General features: G+C 58.8%; 20 protein-coding genes, 1 tRNA gene and 1 other RNA gene. 10 read left to right on the forward strand and 12 right to left on the reverse strand.

The genetic code is table 11. The features are described 5' to 3' along the window. The first annotated feature begins 20 nt into the window (after nucleotides 1-20). The 6 genes from QY316_01995 (at nucleotide 21) to QY316_02020 (ending at nucleotide 7,200) form a co-directional block, all read left to right on the forward strand. The gene (locus QY316_01995) at nucleotides 21-1,190 is read left to right on the forward strand and encodes a glycosyltransferase family 2 protein (GenBank protein ID WKZ33202.1); all 1,170 of its coding nucleotides are present in this window, start codon (nucleotides 21-23) and stop codon (nucleotides 1,188-1,190) included. Between the two features lie 5 nt (nucleotides 1,191-1,195). Then, complete coding sequence (locus QY316_02000; protein ID WKZ33203.1) at nucleotides 1,196-2,194, forward strand: glycosyltransferase family 4 protein; 999 nt, start codon at nucleotides 1,196-1,198, stop codon at nucleotides 2,192-2,194. After that, nucleotides 2,191-4,131 (forward strand): nucleoside-diphosphate sugar epimerase/dehydratase, encoded by a 1,941-nt coding sequence (locus tag QY316_02005; protein WKZ33204.1) that lies wholly within the window; start codon nucleotides 2,191-2,193, stop codon nucleotides 4,129-4,131. Before QY316_02000 ends, QY316_02005 begins: the two co-directional genes overlap by 4 nt. Before the next feature lies 1 nt (nucleotide 4,132). Continuing rightward, nucleotides 4,133-5,002, forward strand: coding sequence for a Wzz/FepE/Etk N-terminal domain-containing protein (locus QY316_02010; GenBank protein ID WKZ33205.1), 870 nt, complete (start codon nucleotides 4,133-4,135; stop codon nucleotides 5,000-5,002). Further along, nucleotides 4,999-6,516 carry a capsule assembly Wzi family protein gene (locus tag QY316_02015; protein WKZ33206.1) on the forward strand — a complete coding sequence of 506 codons (1,518 nt, stop codon included), beginning with the start codon at nucleotides 4,999-5,001 and terminating at the stop codon, nucleotides 6,514-6,516. Before QY316_02010 ends, QY316_02015 begins: the two co-directional genes overlap by 4 nt. Nucleotides 6,517-6,765: 249 nt before the next feature. Then, on the forward strand, nucleotides 6,766-7,200 hold the full coding sequence (locus QY316_02020) for a peptidylprolyl isomerase (protein ID WKZ33207.1): 435 nt from the start codon (nucleotides 6,766-6,768) through the stop codon (nucleotides 7,198-7,200). A 76-nt stretch (nucleotides 7,201-7,276) separates the two neighbouring features. Here QY316_02020 and ligD read toward each other — a convergent pair whose 3' ends face one another. From ligD to QY316_02070, 10 genes are all read right to left on the reverse strand, one after another. Next, nucleotides 7,277-9,847 carry a DNA ligase D gene (gene ligD / locus QY316_02025; protein WKZ33208.1) on the reverse strand — a complete coding sequence of 857 codons (2,571 nt, stop codon included), beginning with the start codon at nucleotides 9,845-9,847 and terminating at the stop codon, nucleotides 7,277-7,279. Nucleotides 9,848-9,856: 9 nt separating this feature from the next. Then, on the reverse strand, nucleotides 9,857-10,693 hold the full coding sequence (locus tag QY316_02030) for a Ku protein (GenBank protein WKZ33209.1): 837 nt from the start codon (nucleotides 10,691-10,693) through the stop codon (nucleotides 9,857-9,859). Nucleotides 10,694-10,782: 89 nt separating this feature from the next. Continuing rightward, nucleotides 10,783-12,123, reverse strand: coding sequence for a deoxyribodipyrimidine photo-lyase (locus QY316_02035; protein ID WKZ33210.1), 1,341 nt, complete (start codon nucleotides 12,121-12,123; stop codon nucleotides 10,783-10,785). Between the two features lie 6 nt (nucleotides 12,124-12,129). Continuing rightward, nucleotides 12,130-13,074 (reverse strand): DUF523 and DUF1722 domain-containing protein, encoded by a 945-nt coding sequence (locus QY316_02040; GenBank protein WKZ33211.1) that lies wholly within the window; start codon nucleotides 13,072-13,074, stop codon nucleotides 12,130-12,132. A gap of 321 nt (nucleotides 13,075-13,395) precedes the next feature. Beyond that, nucleotides 13,396-14,238: a tetratricopeptide repeat protein gene (locus QY316_02045; protein WKZ33212.1), complete on the reverse strand. Its 843-nt coding sequence runs from the start codon at nucleotides 14,236-14,238 to the stop codon at nucleotides 13,396-13,398. Further along, the gene (locus tag QY316_02050) at nucleotides 14,228-15,670 is read right to left on the reverse strand and encodes an adenylate/guanylate cyclase domain-containing protein (protein ID WKZ33213.1); all 1,443 of its coding nucleotides are present in this window, start codon (nucleotides 15,668-15,670) and stop codon (nucleotides 14,228-14,230) included. The genes QY316_02045 and QY316_02050 overlap by 11 nt, the downstream gene beginning before the upstream one ends. Nucleotides 15,671-15,959: 289 nt before the next feature. After that, nucleotides 15,960-16,329, reverse strand: an RNA gene (gene rnpB, locus QY316_02055) — RNase P RNA component class A. Between the two features lie 154 nt (nucleotides 16,330-16,483). Then, entirely contained in the window at nucleotides 16,484-17,062 is a 579-nt protein-coding gene (locus tag QY316_02060; GenBank protein ID WKZ33214.1) for a ribonuclease HI family protein, read from the reverse strand. After that, nucleotides 17,063-17,794: a C4-type zinc ribbon domain-containing protein gene (locus tag QY316_02065; GenBank protein ID WKZ33215.1), complete on the reverse strand. Its 732-nt coding sequence runs from the start codon at nucleotides 17,792-17,794 to the stop codon at nucleotides 17,063-17,065. It abuts the gene before it with no gap. Nucleotides 17,795-17,819: 25 nt separating this feature from the next. After that, nucleotides 17,820-17,895 (reverse strand) — tRNA-Ile (locus QY316_02070). A gap of 316 nt (nucleotides 17,896-18,211) precedes the next feature. Here QY316_02070 and QY316_02075 point away from each other — a divergent pair. From QY316_02075 to QY316_02090, 4 genes are all read left to right on the forward strand, one after another. Continuing rightward, nucleotides 18,212-18,982, forward strand: a complete 771-nt coding sequence (locus tag QY316_02075; protein ID WKZ33216.1) for a response regulator — start codon at nucleotides 18,212-18,214, stop codon at nucleotides 18,980-18,982. A gap of 626 nt (nucleotides 18,983-19,608) precedes the next feature. Then, nucleotides 19,609-21,795 carry a glycine--tRNA ligase subunit beta gene (glyS, locus tag QY316_02080; protein ID WKZ33217.1) on the forward strand — a complete coding sequence of 729 codons (2,187 nt, stop codon included), beginning with the start codon at nucleotides 19,609-19,611 and terminating at the stop codon, nucleotides 21,793-21,795. 91 nt (nucleotides 21,796-21,886) lie between these two features. Then, nucleotides 21,887-22,444, forward strand: coding sequence for a DUF3365 domain-containing protein (locus QY316_02085; protein ID WKZ33218.1), 558 nt, complete (start codon nucleotides 21,887-21,889; stop codon nucleotides 22,442-22,444). Then, the gene (locus tag QY316_02090) at nucleotides 22,441-22,914 is read left to right on the forward strand and encodes a cytochrome c (protein WKZ33219.1); all 474 of its coding nucleotides are present in this window, start codon (nucleotides 22,441-22,443) and stop codon (nucleotides 22,912-22,914) included. The genes QY316_02085 and QY316_02090 overlap by 4 nt, the downstream gene beginning before the upstream one ends. Nucleotides 22,915-22,965: 51 nt before the next feature. Here QY316_02090 and QY316_02095 read toward each other — a convergent pair whose 3' ends face one another. Both QY316_02095 and QY316_02100 read right to left on the reverse strand, forming a co-directional pair. Then, nucleotides 22,966-23,856: a PfkB family carbohydrate kinase gene (locus tag QY316_02095; protein WKZ33220.1), complete on the reverse strand. Its 891-nt coding sequence runs from the start codon at nucleotides 23,854-23,856 to the stop codon at nucleotides 22,966-22,968. After that, entirely contained in the window at nucleotides 23,853-24,272 is a 420-nt protein-coding gene (locus QY316_02100) for a secondary thiamine-phosphate synthase enzyme YjbQ (protein ID WKZ33221.1), read from the reverse strand. Before QY316_02100 ends, QY316_02095 begins: the two co-directional genes overlap by 4 nt. Nucleotides 24,273-24,506: the final 234 nt, after the last annotated feature.

Raw genomic sequence — 24,506 nt, forward strand, 5'->3', positions numbered from 1 at the left:
AAGAGAGGCTTATAAGACGCATGGGATGGCAGTTTACGCTTGAAGTCATTTTCTGGACAGGGGCCGCGGCCCTCTTCTATGCCTATATCGGGTACCCGCTGGTCCTCTTTTTCCTGAGCCGCGCTCTCGGCGAGGAAAGGAAGGCCGGTCGGGAGGGCGCGCCCCTTCCTTCGGTATCGGTCCTCATCGCGGCATATAACGAAGAGAAGACCATAGGGGAGAAGATACGGAACACGCTCAACCTCGACTACACCAAGGAACTCCTCGAAGTGGTCATCGCCTCTGACGGCTCGAGCGACCGCACTGCCGGTATAGTGAGGTCCTTTGCGGCAGAGGACGGCAGGGTGCGCCTGCTTGAATTCCCGAGGGGCGGCAAGGCCAGGGCGCTCGCGCTCGCAATGCCGCAGTTAAGGGGCGAGATAGTCTTTTTCTCGGACGCGAATACCGAATGCGAAAAAAACGCGCTCAGGCTCATAGCCGGGGCGTTCGGAGACAGGCGCGTCGGGTGCGTCTCCGGGAGGCTCGTCTACAGGAATCCCGGTGGCATCGTCAGCGGAAAAGGAGAGAGCCTCTATTGGCGTTATGAGACGTGGCTTAAAAGGCTCGAGAGCAGGCTCGGGTGCGTCTCGGGCGCTAACGGAGCCGCCTACGCCATAAGAAAGGAATTATTCGAGGCGCCCCCGTCGGGCACGGTAAACGACGACTTCGTCATCTCGACAATGGTGGCGGCCAGGGGCGGAAGGAGCGTCTACGAAGAGAGGGCCTTTGTCTACGAAGACGTGGCATCGAGCGCGCGGGGCGAGTTCAGGCGGCATGTGAGGGACGGGGCAGGCCATTACATCGCAATATGGCACCTCGCGCGCCTCCTCAACCCGTTCCTCGGGCTCCCGGCCTTCATATTCTGGTCGCACCGGGTTTTCAGGTGGACAGCTCCGTTCATATTGCCCGCCCTTTTAGTCCTGAACGCGATGCTCCTTGAAAAAGAGGTCTACAGGCTCGCGTTCGCGGCGCAGACGGCGTTCTACGCGGCGGCCCTCCTCGGATTTCTGGGCAGGGGGCAGGCGAGGTTGCCTTTCCTCTTTCACGCGCCCTTTTATTTCTGCAACTTGAACCTGGCGCTATTCATCGGTTTCGTAAGGGCCGTTTCAGGGAGGCAGAAGATGACCTGGGACAGGGCGGGGAGGGCTTAGGGCGGGTGGATACCTTCCTTGTCGCGATAACCGGCCTCGTTGCCGGGGCAGCCGGGCCCATGGCGATACAGAGGATCGGCAACGGCCTCGGCCTGATCGACAGGCCGAATGAGAGGAGCTCCCATTCCGTGCCGACACCGAGGGGAGGGGGCATCGGCATTGTTGCGGTAACGAGCGCCGCGGCCGGGCTCTCAGGAGATTACGCCTTCGGGCTGGTCCTTGCGACAATCGGCCTCTTGGGGTTTTTTGAAGACCTCCTCGGATTACCTGCAAAGCTCAGGCTCATTACGCAGCTCGGGCTTGCCTTCCTCCTTGCCGCATCCACGCTGGGCCTTCCGGCATCGGGCGCTGAGGCCGCGCTACTCGTCTTCTGGGCGGTCTTCATCGCCGGCACAGCCAACTTCTACAACTTCATGGACGGAATTAACGGCATGGCCGGAGCCTCCGGGCTCGTCGCCTTCGGCCTCCTCTCGGCGTTCGCGTATCTCTTCAGCCCGGAGCACTTCGCAGTCAGCCTTTTAGCGGCGCTCGCCTGCCTGGGTTTTCTTCCATTCAACGCGCCCAGGGCCAGGGTCTTCATGGGAGACGTCGGGAGCGTCTTTTTGGGGTTTCTCTTCGCCTCCCTGGCGCTCAAGATGGCTTCATCGCCCCTGGCCTTTATATGCATTGCTGCATTCCTCGCGACCTTTTACGCGGATGCCTTGACGACCGTCGCCGCGAGGGCGGCCAGTGGCGAGGACATATACAGGGCGCACAGGGGCCACCTGTATCAATATATTGCGAACGAGCTCGGCATCCCCCATTGGAAGGTCTCTTTCGGCTACGCGTCAGTACAGTTGCTGACCGGCGCCCTTGCCCTGCTCGCCTTTACAATGAGCGCAAGACGGTTCCTCCTTCCTGGCGCGCTCATCGTGTTTTCATTTGTCTTCGCAGCCGCATACCGGTCGATAAAATCCGCTCCACCGAAGGGCGAAGCCCTCGGCAGGACCCGGGGCGGCATATGAAGAGAGCCATCAGAAAAATCCTTAAACCGACCCCGGCAAAAAGGGCGGCCTTCTTTCTGGTTTCCGACGCCCTCGCGATTTCAGCGGCGCTGCTGCTCGCCTTCCAGCTTCGGATGGACTTTGCCATGACGCCTGAACATTATGCGAAATTCATGAGTTCGCTCCCGTTCTTTATTCCCTTGAAGGTTCTTATGCTCGCCTTCTTCAGGATATACAGCATGACGTGGAGGTACGCGGGCATAGAAGATTTCATGCGGATAACTGGCGCGGTCGCGCTCTCGGAGGCTTTGCTATTCGGGATCATCCACCTCATCATCCCGGCTTTCAGCGGTTTTTATTCGGCCTTGCCCAGGGGCGTTTTCTTCATTGACGCCGCGCTTTCCATATTGTTCCTTTCATGCCTCAGGGTCTCAAAGAGGGTAACCATTGACGCGGTCCGGAGGAAAAGGAGCAGGAAGAACGGGAAAAGGACCCTCATCATCGGCGCCGGAGACACAGGAGAGATGATATTGAGGGACATCATCAGGCAGAAGACGATGGGATGGGCCCCAATGGGCTTTATAGACAGGGACAGGAGCAAGCTCGGGAGCTCCATACACGGGGTGAGGGTCATCGGCGCGCCGGAAGACCTCGAGGAAATCGTTACGGCCAGAAGGATAGAGCAGGTGGTAGTGGCGGTCCCCTCGATGAGCGGAAAAGAGCTCAAAACCATATACGAGACGGCCAAGGACCTTGTCGAGTCCATAAAGGTGGCGCCGCGGATACACGACTTCCGCCACGAGAGCCCGGGCCTCAAGGGCCTTGAGGAGATAAAGGTTGAAGACCTCCTTGGAAGGCAGGCAGTGGAGGTGGACAGCGACAGCATAGGCGCGTTCCTGAGAGGCAAGGTGGTGCTCGTGACCGGGGCAGGGGGCTCGATAGGCTCGGAGATCGTCATGCAGGTGGCCGCGTTCCAGCCCGAGAGGCTCATACTCTTCGACATTGACGAGACCGAGCTCCACAGGATGGAGCTCAAGCTCAAGAAGACCTATCCGCAGCACTTTAGCGGAAATGGCTGCGCGGGCGGCAGGCTCGTTTTCGCCGTGGGAGACATAGGGAACTCCGAGAGGGTCGGGGGCGTATTCAGCAGCTACCGCCCGGAGATAGTATTCCATGCCGCCGCCTACAAGCACGTGCCCATGATGGAGCACAACCCCGGGGAGGCGGTAAGGGTCAACATGTTCGGCACTTATGTGCTGGCAGCTTCAGCCGCAAGGAGCGGGGTCAGGAAGTTCATCATGATATCGAGCGACAAGGCGGTGATGCCCTCGAGCGTCATGGGCGCTACAAAGCGTATGGCCGAGAACATATGCGCCGCCTTCGGCACCGGGAGGACCGCCTTCATATCCGTGAGGTTCGGGAACGTGCTCGGGAGCCGCGGCAGCGTCCTTCCCATATTCATGGAGCAGCTCAAGTCCGGCGGCCCTCTTACGGTCACGCACAGGGAAATAAAAAGGTACTTCATGACCATATCCGAGGCGGTCTCTCTCGTCCTCCAGGCCGCGGTCATAGGCAAGGGCGGGGAGGTGCTGGTCCTGGACATGGGTGAGCCGGTGAGGATTGCTGACCTCGCGGAAGAGCTCATAAGGATAAACGGGCTCGAGCCGTATAGGGACATAGCCATAGAGTTCACTGGGCTCAGGGCGGGCGAGAAGCTCTATGAGGAGGTCTTCACGGACGAGGAGGTCCTCAAGGTGAGCGCCCACAGGAAGATACTCGTAGCGAGGGGCGCGGCATCGTACTCCCTGCGCGACATAGATAGGATACTCGGGGAGTTCGAGCCGCATATCGGCGGGCAGGGACGCGGCAAGGAGCTTAAGGGCCTTTTAAGAAAATACGTCGAGCATACGGACGAAGCGGGGCTTGAGGAGCTTACGTTGCAGGGGAGGGTGGTTTAGGATGAGGGCCGGGAGATACGCGCGCGAAAAAGAGCTCGACCTTGCCGATTACTTGGCGGTGGTATGGAAGAGGAGGCTTGCCGTCCTCCTGGTCTCGGCTGTAATGACCATAGGATTTCTTGTCTACTCCCTTGCGATCCCCGACATGTACGAGTCCAGGGCCGTCATAATGCCCGTCGGGAGGGGCGCCGAGCAGGGCGCTGGTGCCTCCGCCCTCGCAGAGCGGTTCGGTTCCATACCCGGCATAACTCTCCCTGCCTCGGCCTCGTCAGCCGAGATAATGAGCCTTCTTAAATCAAACCGCCTCCGCGCCCGCGTCCTGGAGGAGCGCGGACTTCTTAAAATGCTTTTCACCGGGGAACGGGATGGGGTGGGCGCCGACGGCGGTCCCACAACCTGGGACGGGCTGAGGGCGCTCGATTCCATGCTCGAAGTGAAGAGCGACCTTAAGGACAATACGATCACCCTCTCAGCTACGCACGCCGACCCGCGCATTGCCGCGGACATGGCAGGGCACCTTATCGCCGCCCTTACAGACCACATGAGCGGCGAGGCAAGGAGGGTGGCAATAGCGAACAAGTCATACCTGGAGGCGCAGCTCGCCCATAGCCAGGACCCCATAATCAGGCAGAAGATATACAACCTCATCGCCCAGCAGATGGAGACGGCCATGATGTCCGAGATGAGGGAGAGCTTCGCTTTCAAGGTCGTGGACCCGCCGATGGTGCCTGACATGAAGATCTCGCCCGATAGAAGAAGGATAACGCATGCAGGGTTCCTCCTCTCCCTTGCGGCGGGGGTCGTCTCCGCCTTTCTTCTCGAGTTCAGGTCCAGGCGCGCCTCCGGAAAGCCTGCCGCGGGCAAATCTTGAAAGACGCCTTCCCAAAGCCCTGGAGCCGGGGCCTTATACCCAAGCTCATTTCAACCCTTGCCTTTTTAGCGGCCTTTACAGGGGTCCCTGAATGCCATGCCGCGCCGCCGGTCAATATACCGGTCAAGAGCCGTTTGTACGAGGATTTTGAGCTGCTTGAAATTAAAGGGCTCATCCGGTCGGGGCTACTCTCGACCCGCCCTTTCAGCAGGCTCGAGGGGGCTCGCCTTTCAAATGAGGCGGCTGAGGAGATCAAAAAGCGGCCAGGAGCGGGCCGAAGCGCCTTATCGGCAGTAAGGCGGCTCGAGAGGGAGTTCAGATTTAATGCCGATGGAAGCCATGCAGGGGCCGATATAAGGCCTCTGGAAAATGCCTATCTCCACGCGCTCTATTCGGATAAGGAGCCGGTATTTCCTTCCGCAAACGCTGGCGGAAGGCACTTTAATGGCAATATGAACCTGAGGGCCGGGTTACGGGCGAGCGCAGCCTTCAGTGATAAGGTGGTCCTTCATATAAACCCGGAGTACAGCCATTTCGAGGGCTCGAACGTCAGGCTTGAGGAGGGCTATCTCATGCTGAGCTTTCATGGAATAGAGCTTCTCGCGGGGCGCGACCACATGTGGTGGGGGCCTGGCTTCCACGGGAGCCTTTTGATGAGTAACAACGCAAGGGCCTTTGACATGGTCAAGGCGACTTCTGCGCACCCCTTTCTCCTGCCCTGGAAGTTCGCAAGGCTCGGGGTTTTGAGGCCGACACTTTTTTTGGCACGCCTTGAGAAGGACAGGGACCACCCTAACGCGAAGCTCCTCGGCATGCGGCTCGATATGAAGCCAGCCCCATCGTTCCAGGCAGGCCTGAGCCGCGTTTTCATGTTCGGCGGCAAGGGAAGGCAGCCCCTTTCCGGAGGGGACTGGCTGGACATATTGGCAGCTAAAGACAGCGCCGAGCACTCGGATTCGCCAGCAAACGGAAACCAGCTCGTCTCCATTGACGCCACATTCGTTTACGTGAACGAGGGCAGCCCTTTCATCCCCTTTTCAGGGGTGAAGATTTACGGGGAGCTGGGGGCCGAGGACTCATCGGGAAATAGGACCCCGACAGGCAGGGCGGTCATGTACGGCATGTTTCTGGACGGGCTGTTTTGGGCCGACGGGCTTGACATGAGGGTCGAGTACGTGAATACCGGCCAGAGCGAAAGGTATGGGCCGCTCTGGTATTCACACGGAGTCTACACGAGCGGCTACACCCACCGGGGCCGGGTTATCGGCCACCACATGGGCGGGGACTCGGAGGACCTTTTCCTCCGGGCCCGGTATCATTCACCCGCAGGCGTCGTCGGCCTTGAGGCGGATTTCGAGCGATTGAATATCCACGGCAACGGCAAAAAACGTGAATGGTACGGGGCGGACCTGACCATTCTGGGCGAAGGACTCATTTTTTCAATCGGAGCCGGGATTGAGAGGGACAACGGCCATAGCGGCGTCCTTTGGACGAAGGTAAGCCGGGGCTTTTAGCGCCATGCCGTTTTTTCCGTTTTTGGTTGAATCACGTTCTTCCATCTGGTAGGCTTGTGAACCTATGGCCTTGAAATTACGCTGAAACCGGGCTCAAGGTCCTTGACAGTGCTCAGGCCGGTGGTTAGAGTCAAGTATGGAAGCGTAAAGGCCGAGGAGCATGAAAGGATGTGCTTATAGCCTGAACGGCCGTGCCAGGCAGGGTTATTGCGCGCTCCTTGAATATAAAAAGAGCTTCGGGAGGGGAAAATGGCACAGGCAAAGCAAGGCGACATCGTAAAGGTCCATTACACGGGCACGCTCGAGGACGGCACCAGGTTCGATTCGTCGGACGGCAGGGACCCGCTTCAGTTCGTGATTGGCGAGGGCATGCTCATACCGGCTTTCGAGCAGGCAATCGTGGGCATGAACCCCGGAGACACGAAGCAGCTCCAGATTCCGTCTCATGAGGCCTACGGGCCGTACATGGACGAGCTCATCCTCGAGGTCGACAGGAACCAGATACCGCAGTATATCGACCCCGAGGAGGGGATGCAGCTCCAGATAACCCAGGACGACGGCAGCTCGACTATCGTGAAGGTCGTAAAGCTCACGAACGAGAAGATATACCTGGACGCAAACCACCCGCTTGCGGGCAAGGACCTTACTTTCGAGGTCAGGCTGGTCGACATAGTCCGCCACTGACCTGAGGCAGCTTCTTAATCCGACAACTCTTCAGGGCTTAAAGGCCGGACGACCTCCGGCCTTTTCCCATTTCAGCTCAGCGCCGGAGCCCCATCTTCTCTTCCATCTCGATGGTCACAGGCTGCTTGATGTCCATGTAGCCATCCCAGGGGTTCCCGGCGTCCCTTATCCGGTCCTTCATGTTGGCGAGCGTAAAAGACCCCGGCCCATAGAGCATGAGCTCGTCCCACCCGAGGGGCGCCGCGATCGGCGCGCCCGGTTTGGCCCTGGTCGAATATGCCTCTATGGCGGTTGCGCCCCTGATGTTTCTCATGTAGTCGATGAATATCCTGCCGGTCCTTCTCGATTTCGTCATCATTGACGTGAACCTGTCCGGAAGGCCCCGGGCCACGAACTCAGCAACGGCCCTCGTGAACCCCTGTATCTCTTCCCAGTCCCTTATTGGAAGGACCGGGACGACGACGTGGAGCCCCTTTCCGCCGGTCGCCTTTACGAAGCTTTTTAATCCAAGCTCTTCAAGGAGCGCGCGCATGAGGAAGACGGCCTCCACGAGCCGCTCCCACCCGACGCCCTCGTCCGGGTCTATGTCGAAGACGAGCCTGTCCGGGTGCTCGACCTTCACGTAGCGGCTGTCCCATGTGTGTATTTCAAGCGCGCCTATCTGGGCGAGCGCCATTAGCCCCTCTGGCGTATCTACCATCAGGTACTCGGCTTGCGTGCCGTCGTTCTCGGCAATGGCGAGCCGCTTTAGCTCCGGAGGCATGGCGTTGACGGAGTGTTTCTGATAGAAGCACTCCTTCCCGACGCCTTCGGGGCAACGCACCAGCGTAAGGGGCCTGCCGGCAAGGTGCGGCAGCATAAGCGGCGCGACCGCTTCATAGTAGCCTATGAGGTCCGCTTTCGTGTATCCTTTTTCGGGATAAAAGACGCGCCCGGGGTTTGTGACGCGCACGCTCTTTATTACCCGGACAGGACCCGGGTCTGCCGGAGGAGAAGGCGCGAGCCGCTCTTCCGTGGGCCCTACTGCCTCCTTCGCCCGGAGCGGGTCTTCGGCTACTACCTCCCTTGCGGGCTTGTCTTCCCGGAGCCCCTGGAAAGATGCGTGCCTCAAGACGCCCTCCGCCGTCCGCTGCCTGTACTCCACTTCGGCCACAAGCTCGGGCCTTACCCAGTGCACGCCCTTTGCCTCTGCCCCTGTAGGCGGGTCTTGGAAGGGGGGAGCAGCCGTCTCAAGCGGCTTAAGGCGCTCCCAGACTTCAGATATGGAGCGTTCGTTGAAGCCGGTCCCGACCCTGCCGCAGTAGATGAGATTACCGTCCCTGTCGTAAGCGCCTATAAGGAGCGCGCCGAACCCGCTCTTCCTTTCGCCCCCGGGCTCGGTATATCCGCCTATGACGAATTCGTCCCTTAGAAGGCATTTTGTCTTGAGCCACGACCTAGACCGCCCTTCGACATAGGAAGAATCCCGCTTCTTGGAGATTATTCCCTCTATCCTGTAGGTGCAGGCGTGCTCGAAAAACTCCGGGCCCTTGCCCTCTACGTGGCCGCTGAAACGGAGGAGCCTTGAATCGGCCCTTTCCGATTTGAGGATGGATTCCGCAAGTAGCTTTCTTTCGTAGAGGGGCGCTTCCATGAGGGAGTAGCCGTTGTAATAGAGGACGTCGAAGAGCATGTAAATAAGCCCCTCGTCTGTCCTCATGGCGAGCGCGTGCTGGAGGCCCTCGAAGCTCGTTATGCCTTCCTCGCCAATGGCAACGACCTCGCCGTCGAGCCATGCCTCTTTTAAGAAAAGGCGCGAGAGCGCCCCGGCAATGGACTGGAACCTGTCCGTCCAGTCGTTCCCGTTACGGGTAATAAGCCTTACGCTCTCTTCCCGTATTTCCGCGAGTATCCTGTATCCGTCGTATTTAAGCTCGTGCACCCATCCTCCGCCCGAAGGCGGCGCATCGACGAGGGTCGCGAGCGCGGGCCTCATCATCTCCGGCATGGGTTTTTTTTGATACCGCGCTTCGGACGGGAGGATCCGGGTTTCGTTCTCTTTGCCGCTCCACACGCCCTCCGGGAGTGTTGCGACCTCTTCGACGCTCCTGCCGCTAATGACGCTCTCCGGCCTTTCAATCGTCACGTCGCCCGTGACTTCCGAGTCCGCGTCCTCTTCTTTTATAAGGAGCCATTCGTCTTTTTCCTCCCTGTCCCTTTCGCCGGGCTTGAGCCGCACAAGCGCCCACCTGCCCCGGAGTTTTTTGCCGGAGAGGATGAACTTCATCGCGCCCTTTTGAAGCCCCCTGTCCGGGTCTTCCTCGGGCAGCCAGAAGCCCTTGTCCCAGACGATTACAGCCCCGCCGCCGTACTCTCCCCTCGGGATGACGCCCTCGAAACCGGCGTACTCAAGCGGGTGGTCTTCAACGTGCACCGCAAGCCGCTTGTCTTCGGGGTTTAGCGACGGTCCCTTGGGGACAGCCCAGCTCTTGAGTGTGCCGTGGAGTTCCAAACGGAAATCGTAATGGAGGGAGCGTGCTGAATGCTTCTGGACGACGAATATGCCCGCAGGGCCTTCGGCAGCCTGTCCTTCTGGCTCGGTGGTGCGGCTGAAATCTCGCTTCCGGCGGTACTCGCCGAGGCCGTCGCCTTGACTTTCGCTCCCCATCTTGCCGGGCTACCCGCCCGAGGCCTTCCGGGCCTTCACCTTCGCGGCCTCGGTCTCCTCGACGCTTTTCTTGAGGAGCGTCATTAGGTCGATGACCTCCGCTGTGGGCGCGGGCGGAGGGGCTGCCGCCTCCTCGACCCTGGCAGTCTCGCCTGCGGCGATCTTGCTTTTTATATAGGAGAGCAGTTCGTCCCTGTATGTGTCGTGGTATTTATCCGGCTGCCAGTCGGATATCATCGACTCGACGAGCCTCTCGGCCATCTCAAGCTCTTTTCCCGTAACGCCGAGCTTTTCAAGGTCTTCTTCAGGCACCTCGATTGTTTCCGGTTTCTTCAGCTCGTCGGAGTATCTGATGAGGTCGAGGACAAGGACTCTTCCGTAAGGGACCACTGCGCCGATGTATTCCTTCGAGTGGATGACGACCTTCGCTACACCGGCCTTTCCGGTTTTTTTAAGCGCTTCGCGTAGAAGCGCGTAGCCCTTTTCGCCCCTACCCACGGGCGCTAGAAAGTAGGGCTTCTGGAAGAATATGGGGTGTATGTCCTTGGAATCCACGAAGTCTATTATCTCGACGGTCTGGGTCGCCCTGGCGTTTGCGCGCTTAAGGTCCTCTTCGGTGAGGACGACGTACTGCCCCCGCTCGAACTCGTATCCCTTGACCATCTCGCCGGAGGCGACTTCCTTGCCTGTCCGCTTGTTGATTTTTTTGTAGCCCACGGGCGAGAGGTCGTTCTTGTCGAGGAGGTGGAAGTCGAGCTTCTTCTCCTTGCCTTCGGCGGTGAAGAGGCCGACAGGGATATTTACCAAGCCGAAGCTTATGGAACCTTTCCAGATGGGACGGGCCATGAAAAAAAACCTCGCTTTTTTGAAGGGCGGGGCGGGAAGGCGCCTAATTAGATTCTAAAGGAAAGGCGGGGCTAGTCAAGGGGCGGGATTTATCCGCCCCACCTCCGGATATAGGCGTCGACGTCGAATTTCGACCTGCTGCCTTTGTAGCTCATGAAGCGTATCTTCCCCGTCACCTTCCTTTCGGCCCACGCGCGGTCGTGCACCCCGCCTATGGCCCAGGCTATCCCGGCGTACCCGTTCGGGTCCCTGCCGTCGAGCTCGTATTTGTCGTTCAAGTAGATGGCGTTCCGGAGAGCGGCCTCCGGCGACCCGCTCCATTCGAGCATCTTCTTGGCCCAGTACATGCGCATGTAGCCGTGCATCTTGCCTGTCTTCACCATCTGCATCTGGGAGGCGTTCCAGAGCGGGTCGTAAGTCCGGGCGTTCTCAAGCTCGTCGAGTGAGAAAAGAAACTCGCGCCTGTCGGCTGAGTGGGCATCCAGTGTCTTTTTTGCCCAGGCTGGAAAACCTCTCGCGCTGTCGTAGTCGCGGTTATAAAGGCAGAAGTTGTCCGAAAGCTCCTTCCTGACGATGAGCTCTTCAAGGAAGGCCTTTTTGCCCTCGCCATCCGCGCCCTTTCGCATCACTTGAAGCGCGACGCGCTGCGCGGATATCTGCCCGAAGTGGAGATACGGCGAGAGGTTCGATTGCCCGTCCTTTGTGGGGTCGTTCCTGTCATCTGCATACCTGCCGAGCTTCTTTACTATGAAGCTTTCGAGCGCTTTCCGCGCCTCGCTCTCGCCGGGCTTAATCCAGTCCGCCTCTTTTACAGTGCTGTCGATTTCAAGCTCAGAGATGGTCTTTTCAAGTTCGAAACCCGCCTTGATCCCGGCATGGTGCGGGTGCCTCCTGAACCGGGGAAAATCAGTTAGAAAATCCTTGAGCCTGGCCTGTATCCTGGGCCTGAAGGTGCGCGCCGCGAACTCCTGCTTTGATGAGGCTATCCTGCAAGGCACGATATTATGCGCGTCTACCATATGGAAGGGTATGCCTATCCTTGCGGCTACGGCATCCCTCCAGCCCCTTTTAATCTTCAAGGGGTCGAAGTCGGTGACGAGCTCTGATATTTCATATCGCTTTATGAAGTCCGGCACCGCTATAGGCGGTTCGCCCTTAATGAGGACAAAAGGAACGGACCGCTCGGCAAGACTCTCTTCGACTTCCTTCAACCCCCGGAGCATGAACCCGTACTGCCGGAGCGCGGCCCCCAGGAAGGCAGGAGCAAGGCAAAAGAGCACGATGAGCTGGGCTTTCCGTTCGATTGCGAGCGACTGGGCAAAGAGGAGCGCCCAGTTGTCCTTCGACCTCTGGTCGCGGCTCATCCAATAGGCTACAGGGCCTTTCCGTAAAGCCCCATCCTTCAATGTCTCGTACCTACCCTCGAACATGAGCTCCTACACGTGGTTTCTGAGCATAAGCTCAATGGGGTGCGGGTTCAGGTAGTATTGCCTCTCAAGATAATGCTCATGGAAAAGGCGGACATAGTGGTTAATGAGCACTATCGGCACGATAAGGGGAATAAGCCCCTTCCGGTAGTCGCCGATGATCTCAAGCATCTCTTCTTTTTCCGTTTTGGAGAGCTTATCTTTAAAGTACCCAATGAGGTGATAGAGGACGTTCGTGTTCTTCCGCGTTGTCGCGGTAAGACGGAGCCCTTCCATGAGGGCCTTCCCATATTCGGAATAAAGCCCCTGACTTCCGGATTTCCCGGCCTTCGCAACCATCCTTCCGAGGCGCGAGTAATGCGGGGGGCTGTGCGCGAGGATCAGGAGCTTGTGCCGGGTGTGGAATTCGACGAGGCCGGCGGGGCCGGGCTTACGCATCAGCTCCTGCCAGCGCCGGTATACGAATACGCGCTCTATGAAGTTCTCGCGGAGCTTCGGGTCGTGGAGCCTGCCGTCGTCCTCCGCAGGTACGAGGGGGATGCGTTCGACGAACGCGCCGCCGAAGAGCCCCACTCCCTTTTTTGAGGGCTGCCCCGAAGGCCCGTAGAGCTTCACTCCGTAAAGGCCGGAGCTCGGCGATTTGGACTTGAAGATGAAGCCCGAGAGGGACTCTTTTTCAAGCTCGTCGAGTTTTTCCCTCACCCATTCGCGCATGCCCTCGGTGTGGTCTATGCCGGTCTTTCGCGTTACGAGGCGCTGGCCTTCGGGAGCGGCCTTCAGGCGCATGGCCTCTCTCGGCACAGGAAGGCCGTACTCCACCTCCGGGCAGACCGGCACCCATTCGAAGAACTTCCCGAGGGTGTCGGTAATGTACCTGTCCCTTTGGTGCGTGCCGTCATAGCGCACATTCTCTCCAAGTAGGCACGAGCTTATGCCGAGCTTTATCATTTGCATGGTTCGAGAAAAAGCCGGATAGAATCCAATTTCTGAGGAAGATAAGGGGCCTTACTTAGAGTTTAAGGGGGAGGCGGGTGGAGTCAAGGGGGGCTGTGGCATGTTATTGCTGATGTGTGGCGGAGCATGCTTTTTGATAGACGGCTGTCCCTGAACCATCATCGATGATTTTAATTGGATTACTGACGCAGGCGTGGTTGCGACACCGTTTAGATACATGAGTCGACTTGCATGACTGTCGTAGCAAAGAGCTTAATGCACACGGCTATTTTTGGATAGCAATGAGTCGAGCACCGGGAAGGCGGCTCGGCTCATATTTGCTTATCCCTCGCGCTGGTTTCCCCGTATCCTCTCGAACCTCTCGAGTATGACCTCGGCCCTGTACTTGTAGTCGGCGGCCACCCTGTTGGAAGGGTCGAGCTCCAGCACGATATCCCATTCCTTTATCGCGAGCTCCATCTCCTCGCTCTGGAAATATGCTATGCCGTTTCTCAAGTGCTTCTCAACCGCCTTGTCCCGCTCGGAGACGGCCCTCTCCAGGAGCTCCTTCGCGTTCATGTACGAGGGGACTATCCTCAAGGCCGCCGTAAACTCCTCGATGGCCCTGTGGTATGCGCTCGATTCGAAGTAGACCTTTCCCTTCAGGTAATGGAGGTTGGCGAGGTCCTCGGGCGCGTCGTCCTTGGATAAGATCCTTTTCGCCGCAGTGGCCGGGTTCGTGGCGGCCTTTTTCCCGGCTTGTACGGGGGCGGCGCGGGGGGCAGCCGTCTTTTGTGGCGCATCACCGGACCTCATCGCCTCGGTTACGAGCTCGAGCTTGCGCTTGGCGAGGAGGTTTTCCGGATTGTGGCGGAGAGAGTGCCTGTACTCTGCCGCTGCCTTCGAAAGTATTCCGGCCCTTTCGTAATCCTCGGCCATCTCCAGGTGCCTCCTGGAAAGCTGCATGGAAATGGAGTTAATGTCCTGGAGGAGCTTCCTGGACGCCTTGTAGTTCGGGTCGCCCTTGGGTATCCTGCCCGCCTTCTCCCGGGCCTCGGAGAGCCTGCCGCTCTCGTACAGCAGGACGGCCCTGTCGTACTCGGTGCCCTGCGCGTACCGCGAGGACATCTGCACGCATCCGGCCATGAAAACGAGGAGCGCTATCATCGACAGCCTAAATAACAAAGCCTTCCTCCCTGAGCACACTGCACGCGAGGCTTACGACCCCTTCCACCTCGTCCTTCCAGCGCGGGCCGAGCCCCGTTATGTTGTAGAGCGTAACCGGCTTGTCGAAGCCCTTCAGGTACACGCCCCGCATCTCCTCCGCGGCCACGTCAGCCGCCACCCTGCCGTAGATGAACTCGCTTACGAGTATCTCACCGCCCCTCGCGAGGTCGGTGAGCCTCGAGGCCGTGTTTACCGGGTCTCCCACGGCGGTATACTCCATCCTTACGCTTGAGCCCATGTTCCCGACGATGACCTCGCCTGAATCGAGGCCGATGCCCATCTCGAGGGCCGTCTCCCCGCGCTCGGCCCGGAGCGCGTTCATCCTCTCGACCGCGAGCTTCACGGCCATTGCCGCCTTCACGCCCTGCTCGAGGTGGGAGAGATTTCTGATGGGCGAGCCGAATACGCTCATGACCGCATCGCCGATGAACTTGTCTATGGTGCCCTCGAACCTGAAGACCATGTCGGTTACGACGGTGAAGTACCTGTTGAGGAGGTCGACTATCTCCTCCGGCTCCATCTTCCTCGACATGGAGGTGAAGCCCCGTATGTCGGCGAAGAAGACCGTTACCTCCCTCCTGTGGCCACCGAGCTTTACGCGCTCCGGGTCCCTGAAAATCTCGTCGGCCACGTGCCGGCTTACGTAGCGGTTCAATACCCCCCTCAGTATCTCCTTTTTCTTGAGGTCCGAGGCCATCCTGTTGAAGGAGGCCACCAGGTCCCCTATCTCGTCCTTCCTTATCTCTGGTATGCGGTAGTCGAAGTTGCCCAGGGCTATCTCCCTGGTGCCCTGGAAGAGCCTGAAGACAGGCCGGAGTAGCCCCGAGGCGAGGGGGATGGATATCAGCGTTACGGCCCCGGCAGCCATGAAACCCATTATGGTCACCCTCCTGACCGCGCGCCTTACCTGCTCCCTTATGAATGCCTTCGAAAAGGACAATACGGTATAACCGACGGTCGTGTCCCTGAACACTATAGGCGAGGCGAAGGTGATGGACTCCTGGTCGCCGTGGTCTATGGTCCACGGAGCCGCCTCGCCCTGCCTGGCCATTATGAGGCCCGTGTCGAAGAGGACGAAATCGCCTCCGGCCTCAAGCACGTCCTTGTGCGCCTCGACCTCGAACCTGTGGTTGAGGATATAGGCGTCGTGTATGCCGGGGTACTTGAGTATGTTCTGGACGGCGAGCGTCATGCCAAGCGTGTCCTTCTGCATGAAGGGCATCTTGGAGTCGTTCGCGAACTCGTGTGTTATGGTCCCGGCCATGGAGCGGAGCTGCTCCTCGAGGTCGGACTTGTGCTGCAAGACGAGCATCGCGCCTATGGAAACGGTCGCCGCGAAAAGGAGGGTGGAGAGCACGACCGCAAGCTTTATCTTGATGCCTATCTTCAAATCCGACCGCCACGGATGGAAGGGAAAACGCGCAATGCCGGCGGGCCGCGTCGAAGGGCCGCCCTAGCGCGCTAAAAAACCACAAATCACATGTAATGCCCGTGACCGGGGTCACGGAAAAACGCTTACGGGAAATGGGAGACTTTGGAGAGATTAAGGCCGGTTTATTAAATAACGGGGGCGCGGCTGATTAAATCCCTTTAAAAAACGGGCAGGACTGCCGAATCGGAGCGAACGCGTGCCGTACCTCTCCCAGTGCGATTACATCCCGAACACCTGATCTAAAAAAAGCCGGAGGCTGCCGTAAGCCGGATTCTGTTCCCGGCAAAGCCGGGCGGCGGCCATTCGTCTAGGCCTGCCGTTGCCGGCAGGCTCGAGCGGCCAACCCGTTCCGCCCTCCCGAAGGAAAAGGACGGGCAGTCCTTGATGCGGAACCTATTTGGCCTTGCACCGGGAGGGGGTTGCCAAGCCCTGCCGGTCGCCCGGCAGGCTGGTGGGCTCTTACCCCGCCTTTTCACCCTTACCGCCCTTTCGGGCGGCGGTATCTTTTCTGTGGCCCTGTCCCTGGGGTCGCCCCCGGTCGCCGTTAGCGACCTCCCTGCCCTGTGGTGTCCGGACTTTCCTCCGGCCCGAAGGCCGGCGGCCGCCCGGCAGCCTCCTGCGGATATTAATATTACACTATTCGGATGAAGATTTAAAGACCCGAAGGCCGGTAGCTCCGGATTCGATTGGCAACCGCAAAAACTTGGCAGGTTTTTCCTGCTTTTCCCGGAAAGGCCGGGGAAAATATCAATTTTAGAGGTTGCGCAATATTTACTGCCCCCGCCGTTCTATAGCCTCATTGGCCAGCTTGTCTGCGAGGCCGTTCTCTTCCCTGTAGACGTGGACTATCTTGGAGGTCCTGAAACCCTTCATGAGCCGCACCGCCTCCTCGTAAAGGGGCTTAAGCTCCTCGCTTTTTACCCTGTAGGCCCCTGTCATCTGCTTAACGACAAGCTCGGAATCGGCGAATACCTCTATGTCCCGTATGCCCATTGACCTGGCCTCTGCAAGCGCCATTACGAGGGCGCTGTACTCGGCCATGTTGTTGGTCGCGATGCCGAGGTATTTTCTTAGCTCCCTTACGACCTTCCCCTGCGGGTCTTTTATGACGGCGCCGGCGCCGGCCTCGCCCGGGTTGCCGCGCGACGCGCCGTCCACGCGGAGCTCATAAGGCCCGGAAAGCGGGGGCGCGAAAAGGGGCTCCTGGACCGGTTCGCCGGCGAGGCCCTTCAATATGGCCCTCGCCTCGTCCTCGGTAATGCCGAGCCTTTTTATAGCGGCCCGGACGTCAAGCGTGCTGGAAAGTTCTTTAAGGAATCTCGTTACGAGGCCGCTGTCCCCTCGGGACATCTATACGGCCTCTAATTCGGCCTGGGGCAGCTCTGCGTACAGGAGCCGGTGGCAGTGGGGGCAGGAATGGATCTCTTCGGTGCCTTTCTTAAGCATTATGAATATCTGCGGCGGGATGTGGGTGAAACAGCCCTGGCAAATCTCGTCCTTTACCAGTACAAGCCCGAGGCCGCCCCTACGGGAGCGGATCATCTCGTACTTCCTCATTATATCCGGCCTGACAGGCGCCTTCTTCTCGTCCCTGGACTTAAGCTTCTCTTCCTCGGCCGACCTCCAGCCGTCCTTTTTGGCCTCGAGCTCGCCCGCGAGCCTGTCGAATTCCTCCTGGCGGGCCCGGAGCTCCTCTTTTTTGACGGCGAGCGCCGCCTCTTTATCCTGGACCTTCGTCATAAGGGCGGCCTTCTCCTGCTCGCCCTGCTTCCTGGACTTGTTGGCGCCGTTAATCTCTTTTGTAAGCGCGTTGAGCTCCCTGTCGTTCTTTACGGAGTTGAGCCTGCCTTCGTCCTTCGATATCCTCTCGGCGCTCTCCCTTATCCTTTCCTCGATACCCTTGAGTTGCTCCTGGAGGCCGGCGAGGTCCTCTTCGAGGGCGGCTGCGGCCTTCCCGGCCCTTTCGAGCTCGGCCCCGAGCGCCTCCATCCTGCCCAGGTATTCCTTTTCCTCGTCACCAAGGGACTTTATTTCAAGGTCTATCCGCTGTATCTCTTCAAGGACTCTCAACGTCTCTATCAATAAAATGCCTCCAGGGCTGGAATTTTGGTGGGCCCACCTGGACTCGAACCAGGGACCGACCGGTTATGAGCCGGTGGCTCTTCCAACTGAGCTATGGGCCCTTATGGGTTGATTTGCGGCAATGCGGGGGCCCGGAAACGGAACGGATGCGGGCTGGTGAACTTCACCCCGTGAGTCAATATGTTATTTTAAGAAATAAAAGCTTTCCTTGTCAAGGCGTTTCTTGGGATTTCAAGCTGGAGGAGGCGTATTTCAGAATCTTGACAGCGATAATTAAACGATTAAGGTTTAAATAGGAGCCAATAAAGGGCCCGGGCCGGCAAAAGATAATCCCGCAGAGTTCCCTCTTTTCAACCAGCCTCCTCAAGCAACGCCGCCTTGACGCAATAGCCCGGGGCCTCCCACGAGGCGATATACATGGATGACGGGCAGGATAAAAAGAAAATACTTTTCGTGGACGACGACGAAAAGCTCCGGAGCTTCTGCTCCGAGGTCCTGATGGGGGCCGGCTACAATGTGGAGGTCGCGTCCAGCGGCACGGAGGCGTACGGGAAGCTCAGGGAATCGAGATTCGACCTGGTCATAACGGGCATGCGGATACCCGGGCTCGACGGCATGGGCCTTTACCTGAGCACGCTCAAGGTCTATTCCCACATGAAAGAGCGGTTCCTTTTCATGACCGAGGACACCTGCGCGGATTTCGAGAGCCAGGAGGTCATAACAAGGCAGAACGAGAAATACATCATAAAGCCGTTCGACATAAAGGAGCTCCTGAAGAAAGTCGAGAGCCTCACAGGGGCCAACCTCTCGGCGTTTTTCGCCAGATACAGGGACCTGAGCGAAAACAGGCGCGAGGAGAGGAGGCTTTGCTGGGCCGAAGACTGCAAGGTCTTCGAGGACGGCACATCTGCATCCAGGCCCTTCACACAGACGACCGACATATCCAGGCACGGGATGAGGATACGGTACATGGGGAGCCCGATAAAGGAGGACTCGACAGTGCGTGTAATCTTAAAGCACCTCGACGTGAGGAGCACCGGCCGCATAGTCTGGTCAAGCGCGTTGAACGGCATCGAGGCCGCGTCAGGCCTCTCGCTTTCCGAGCCCATACCCGCGACCGCCATCTCCATAGTCCTACGGGGCCGGAAGGCCTTCATACCGCCGCTCGTGTCGAGGGAGTCGGAATAATATTCCGAGATTGCACAAAGCGGACAACGCGGCAAAAAACCATTAACGCGCTGCCGCGCTTTTCGGCATAAGGCTCCGCTCTCGTGCCTCCTCCTTCCTCCGGGCTCGCCCTTATGTCGCTCGGCCTTTGGCCTCGCTCCTGCTGCCCCGCCTCGCCCGCCCTTCCTCCATCCCTATGTTCGCTTCGCCTTATGCCCGGGGTTATTTCTGAAAACAAAACAGAAGGTTTTTGTATTTTAAATAAACCAGAAAGGTAAGGCGAGCGCAGCATAGGAGGAAGAGCGTGAACGGGCCGAGGGAGATTTCCGGACTTGCATTTGCTCGCTCGACCCCGAAAAAACTCCGGGGCCTCTCTTCGCTTTTGTGTGTTCACGAGGTGGGGGAGAGGGCTAGCAAGCGAGCCTTACCCTCAAAAAACCGCACGGCAGTGCGGAAAGGCCTTTCGCTTATGCCCAAAAAGAGCGCGGCAGCGCGCAAAAGTCCTTTTCGGAAGACCGGATTTCATAACCGTCGCTGCCTTTTCCAAAAAGGCAGGACTCCTACCCTTTTTTAATCCCGTTAAAATAGGTTGAAAATAACCGTGGCTTTGGTAAATTTGTCTGCAACTCCTGTTGAACAGAGGGAAAATGGCGAAAGACCTGCTTTTCGAGTTAGGAACAGAAGAACTCCCGGCCGGGGTGGCGCCGAGGGCGCTTTCAGCGCTCGAAGGCTTTCTTAAGAAGGGGCTTGAGTCAAGGAAACTGAACTTCGGCGCAATCCGGGCGATAGGCACTCCGAGGCGGTTGACCATCGTCGTCGAGGGGCTCGATGAAAGGCAGCCGGATTCGCGCCTTGAGGTCAAGGGCCCGAACACGAAGGCCGCCTATGACGCGGAAGGCAACCCCACCGGCGCGCTCCTGGGCTTTGCGCGATCCCAGGGAGTTCAAGTCCCGGAGCTTAAGAGCGTAAAGACCGACAAGGGCGAATACGTAATGGCGATAAAGGAGGTCAAGGGCGAGGAGACCTCAAGGATACTCCCCGAGGTCATATCCGACATGCTCTCAAGGGACTTCCTCCCCAAGTCCATGAGGTGGGGCGCCCATGACATCTCGTTTTCGCGCCCCATACACTGGATACTCCTCCTCTTCGGCGGCGAGCCGGTCGACTTCAGCTACGGGCACGTAAAGAGCTCGCGCATCACATACGGCCACAGGTTCCTTTCGGAGCGCGAGGACTCGAAACTCAAGCCGATAAATGTTGACTCCGTCGGCTCTTACCTCGAAGGACTCGGGAAGGCCTTTGTCATTGCCGGCCAGGACGAACGGAAGCGCCTCATAGCCGAAGGGATCGAAAAGGCCGCCAGGGAAGCAGGCGGGAGCGTCATGCCCGACGAGGCGCTGCTTGAGGAGGTTGCGTGGCTTGTAGAATACCCTGTCGTGGTCAGAGGCTCATTCGACGGGGAGTTCCTTGAACTGCCCAGGGACATCGTCGTGAACGCCATGAGGGAGCACCAGCGGTACTTCTCTGTTCTCGACGCGAATGGGGGGCTCCTCCCTTATTTCATAACGGTCGCCAACACGCTCGCGAAGGACATGGACGTCGTGAGGAAGGGAAATGAGCGGGTCTTGAGGGCCAGGCTCAACGACGCCAAATTCTATTACGAGCAGGACATAAAAAAGCCGCTTACAGCGATGGCCGAAAAGCTCAAGGGCGTCGTATTCCAGGCCAGGCTCGGCACGTCATATGAGAAGGCCGAAAGGTTCACGGCCCTAGCCCTGACAATAGGCGCAAAGGCCGGTTTTTCAAGGCCGATCGAGGAGGGCGAGAACCCCTCTGACTACCTGACGGAGAGCTTCAACCCCGCCAAATTCGAACGAAGCGAAATCGACCCAGGCCTTTTCCAGAAGCTCGTAATAGGGAGGGCCGCCATGCTCGCAAAGGCCGACCTCACGTCCGGTGTCGTAGGGGAATTCCCCAAGCTCCAGGGCATAATGGGCTCGGTATACGCCAAAAAAGAGCGCGAAGCGCCGGAGGTGTGCGCCGCCATCCTTGAACATTACATGCCGGTATCTTCAGGCGGCGCGCTCCCGGCCTCGATCGCCGGCTCTGTCATAAGCATATCCGACAAGGCCGACACCATCGCCGGGTGCTTCGGGGTCGGCCTTGTCCCGTCCGGCGCGCAGGACCCCTATGCCCTCCGTAGGCAGGCGCTCGGCATCATAGCGATAATCCTCGAAAAGGACATCCGCCTCACGGTAGACGAGCTGGTTGACGAGTCTCTCAAGCTCCTTGCCCCGAAGCTTAAAAGGCCCGCCTCCGAGGTCCGCTCCGACGTGCTGGAGTTCTTCAGGGAACGGCTCCGTAACCAGCTCCTTTCGCAGGGCCTTTCGCACGACTCGATAGACGCCGTTTTGTCGGCCCCGTGGTCCGACCTCCCGGACGCGGTAAGGAGGATACGGGCGCTTGAGGGTTTCAAGTCGCACCCGGATGCCGGAAGGCTCGTCACCGCGTTCAAGAGGGTCTCGAACATACTGAAGAGCGTAGAGCCGGGCGGGGGCGGCCCTGACGCCGCGTTTCTCTCCGAACCCGCGGAGGTATCCCTTTACAAGGCAAGCCTTGAGATAGCCCCGGTAATGGAGGAGCGCCGGAAGATCGGCGAGTACGCAGGGGCCTTCGAGGCGCTCGCCTCGATAAAGGACAGGATAGACTCGTTCTTCGACGAGGTCATGGTCATGGTAGAAGACGAGAAGATAAAGGGAAACCGGCTCAAGCTCCTCGCCTCCGTAAGGGGGCTCTATTCCGGCATAGCCGACCTGTCGAAGTTGTCGATATAGCGGCGGGCATCAAGCACCGGACTTCCTGACATATGTCTTAAACATCCATTCCCGTTAATGGTATCCTGGAGTAAATTGAAGGAGGGGCAATATGAACTTCAAACTGCTGGCTGCGGCGGTTTTGCTTGCCGCGGCTCCGGCGTACGCAGAGACACCCCGGATGGAGGAGGCCTCCAAGGCCGCGGCTGAAATAATAGACATGCGCTCAAGCCTTGCAAAGTCCTTTATAGGGCCGGGCATGGAGATAACCCCGGAGACCTTCAAAAATGTATGCGGCAGGGTGGGGGCCCGCGCAAAAGAACTCTCCGAGACGCGGGGCATGAAGATACGCCACGCTGCCGAAAAATACAGAAATCCGGCCAACAAGGCGACCTCTGAAGAGGCCGCGCTGATAGCAAGGTTCGCCGGGGACAAAGACCTGAACGAAATCCGTGACGAGCTCTTTATCGACGGCGCGTCCTATTCGCGCGTAACCCGTCCAATATTCGTCGAGGAGGCCTGCCTTGCCTGCCACGGCGACGGGGACGCGAGACCCGCTTTCATAAGGGAGAAGTACCCGGATGACAGGGCTTTCGGGTACAGGCCCGGCGACCTCCGGGGCATCATATCCGTAACCGTACCTAAAAACCCCGAAGGAGAAAAGAGATGAAAAGAGCTTTAGCGTTCATATTGTCCGCAGGCCTCCTGGCGGCTGCGGGAATATCCCATGCCGCCGACCATTCGGCCATTCACGAGAAGATGATGAAGATGGGCGGGCCCAAGCCGGACGAGCGGGTGGAGCTTAAGCTCCCTGACCCCATGAAAGTGATGCAGAAAAGGATGATGCGCCAGCACCTTTACACGGTAAGCGAGATAGCCGCCGCGCTCGGCGCAAACGATATGGGCAAGGCCGCCTCCATTGCGCGGGGGCTGGGCTGGACGCCTGAGGAGGAGGAGCGCTGCAATGCGGTCGCAGAGCTGACCGGCGAGCCCGACTTCCTCTCCTTCGGGAAGGCGGTGCACGTTGCCGCGGACGAGCTAGCGGCATCGGCTGAGGCCGGCAACAGGGACAATGCCTTAATGGACCTTTCAAGGCTCATAAAGAATTGCAACGCCTGCCACGAGAAGTTCAGGCACTGAGGCGCGTTCAAAGCCGGCTTTTAATCAAAGGGCGGGAAACCGCCCCTTTTCTTATTTCGACTCCTTGATGAACCTCTGCGCTTCCGTGAGCGTCGGTATTCCTGCCCTGCCGCCGAGCTCCCTGCACTTCATGGCCGAAACCGCGGAAGCGAACTCAACTGTCTTCCTGATGTCCCATCCCTGGATAACGCCGTAGGCGTAGGCGCCGTGGAAGACGTCGCCCGCCCCGGTAGTATCGACCGCCTTCACCTTGAAAGCCTTCTGGAGGTAGACCTTGCCCTCTGAGAAGGTAAAGCTCCCCTTGTCGCCCACGGTAACGGTTATGGCCTTGGTCCTGCCGGTACTGAGCTTCTTGAAGGCCTCCTTTATGCTGAGCTTAAGGTCCGAGACGAACCGGTCCGAAGAGACCACGTAATCGCACATGGACGCGAGCTTCAGCATCCCCGGCCTCATGCTCCCGGCATCGAGCATGACAGGTATGCCGAGCCGGACCGCGCGCTCCGCGGCCTTGTATGAGGCCTCTGTCATGAGGCCGTCGAGGAGGAGAAAACCCGCGCCCTTAAAGAAAGCAGGGTCGACCTCGCGCTCCGAAAGAGGCTCGACCGTGGGCCTCTGCCAGCATATGGTCCTTGTGCCGGCCTTTTTGTTTACCATGACGACCGCCTGCTGCGACCTGCCTCCTGGCTTTGTAAGAAGGCCCTTCACGTCCACGCCCTCGGCCTTAAGCCCACGCCTTATCTCGTCGCCTGCCGGGTCGTCGGAGACCCGGCCTATCATGGCGGTCTTTACTCCGAGACGGCTCAGCGTCACGAGGGCCGTGGCCACCGGGCCGCCGCCCTGGACCGTGAAGTCGAGGACCTCTTTTTTCGCGTCCTCCGGCGGAAAACCGTCGAGCAGCGTTATGTAGTCCAGCGAGCACTGCCCTAGCCCTATTACCTTCATCTCTCTCCCATTGCCTGCACGACCACCCTGCGCTTTCTCGGCCTGTTGTCGAAGTCCACGAGCACCACCTGCTGCCATGTCCCGAGGGCCATGGAGCCCCCGATGACCGGTATGGTTATTCCGGGCTTAAGAAGTGCCGCGCGCACATGGGCAAAGCCGTTGCCGTCGCCCCACTGGCTGTCGTGCTTGTAGGGAATGCCCATCGGCGCCATGCGCTCTATCGCGCCCTTCAAGTCTTCAATGACGCCCTTCTCGTACTCTATCGTGGTAATGGAGGCTGTAGAGCCGACGACGAAAACCGAGACAAGCCCGTCCCTTATGCCTGACTCGCTGAGCGCGGCCTCGACTCTTGATGTGATGTCGATTATGTCGGAAAAGCCCCTTGAGCTTATGTCGATGTAGGAGGAGAAGGTCATGGTGGGGAAGATAGCACCTTAATGCAGGGCTGTCAAACCGGGGGTTTAAGACCCTTTCTAAATCGCTCTTGCTCGAAAGACCTTTCCCGCGCTTCCGCGCGGCTCGAGGGGCTCGCGCTATCCACCTCCCCCACCCCGTGAACACACAAAAGCGAAGAGAGACCCCGGATTTTTTCCGGGGTCGAGCGAGCGGATGTAAATCCGGAAATCTTCCTCTTGTGTCGGAGATTCCCG

The organism is Thermodesulfobacteriota bacterium, from assembly GCA_030583865.1.
In the GTDB taxonomy this organism is placed as follows: Bacteria; Desulfobacterota; GWC2-55-46; order GWC2-55-46; family GWC2-55-46; genus UBA5799.

Coding starts and splice junctions, on each gene's coding strand:
- QY316_01995 (WKZ33202.1), top strand. CDS start 21: ATGGGATGGCAGTTTACGCTTGAAGTCATTTTCTGGACAGGGGCCGCG.
- QY316_02005 (WKZ33204.1), top strand. CDS start 2,191: ATGAAGAGAGCCATCAGAAAAATCCTTAAACCGACCCCGGCAAAAAGG.
- QY316_02010 (WKZ33205.1), top strand. CDS start 4,133: ATGAGGGCCGGGAGATACGCGCGCGAAAAAGAGCTCGACCTTGCCGAT.
- QY316_02020 (WKZ33207.1), top strand. CDS start 6,766: ATGGCACAGGCAAAGCAAGGCGACATCGTAAAGGTCCATTACACGGGC.
- ligD (WKZ33208.1), bottom strand. CDS start 9,847: ATGGGGAGCGAAAGTCAAGGCGACGGCCTCGGCGAGTACCGCCGGAAG.
- QY316_02030 (WKZ33209.1), bottom strand. CDS start 10,693: ATGGCCCGTCCCATCTGGAAAGGTTCCATAAGCTTCGGCTTGGTAAAT.
- QY316_02035 (WKZ33210.1), bottom strand. CDS start 12,123: ATGTTCGAGGGTAGGTACGAGACATTGAAGGATGGGGCTTTACGGAAA.
- QY316_02040 (WKZ33211.1), bottom strand. CDS start 13,074: ATGCAAATGATAAAGCTCGGCATAAGCTCGTGCCTACTTGGAGAGAAT.
- QY316_02060 (WKZ33214.1), bottom strand. CDS start 17,062: ATGTCCCGAGGGGACAGCGGCCTCGTAACGAGATTCCTTAAAGAACTT.
- QY316_02075 (WKZ33216.1), top strand. CDS start 18,212: ATGGATGACGGGCAGGATAAAAAGAAAATACTTTTCGTGGACGACGAC.
- glyS (WKZ33217.1), top strand. CDS start 19,609: ATGGCGAAAGACCTGCTTTTCGAGTTAGGAACAGAAGAACTCCCGGCC.
- QY316_02085 (WKZ33218.1), top strand. CDS start 21,887: ATGAACTTCAAACTGCTGGCTGCGGCGGTTTTGCTTGCCGCGGCTCCG.
- QY316_02090 (WKZ33219.1), top strand. CDS start 22,441: ATGAAAAGAGCTTTAGCGTTCATATTGTCCGCAGGCCTCCTGGCGGCT.
- QY316_02095 (WKZ33220.1), bottom strand. CDS start 23,856: ATGAAGGTAATAGGGCTAGGGCAGTGCTCGCTGGACTACATAACGCTG.
- QY316_02100 (WKZ33221.1), bottom strand. CDS start 24,272: ATGACCTTCTCCTCCTACATCGACATAAGCTCAAGGGGCTTTTCCGAC.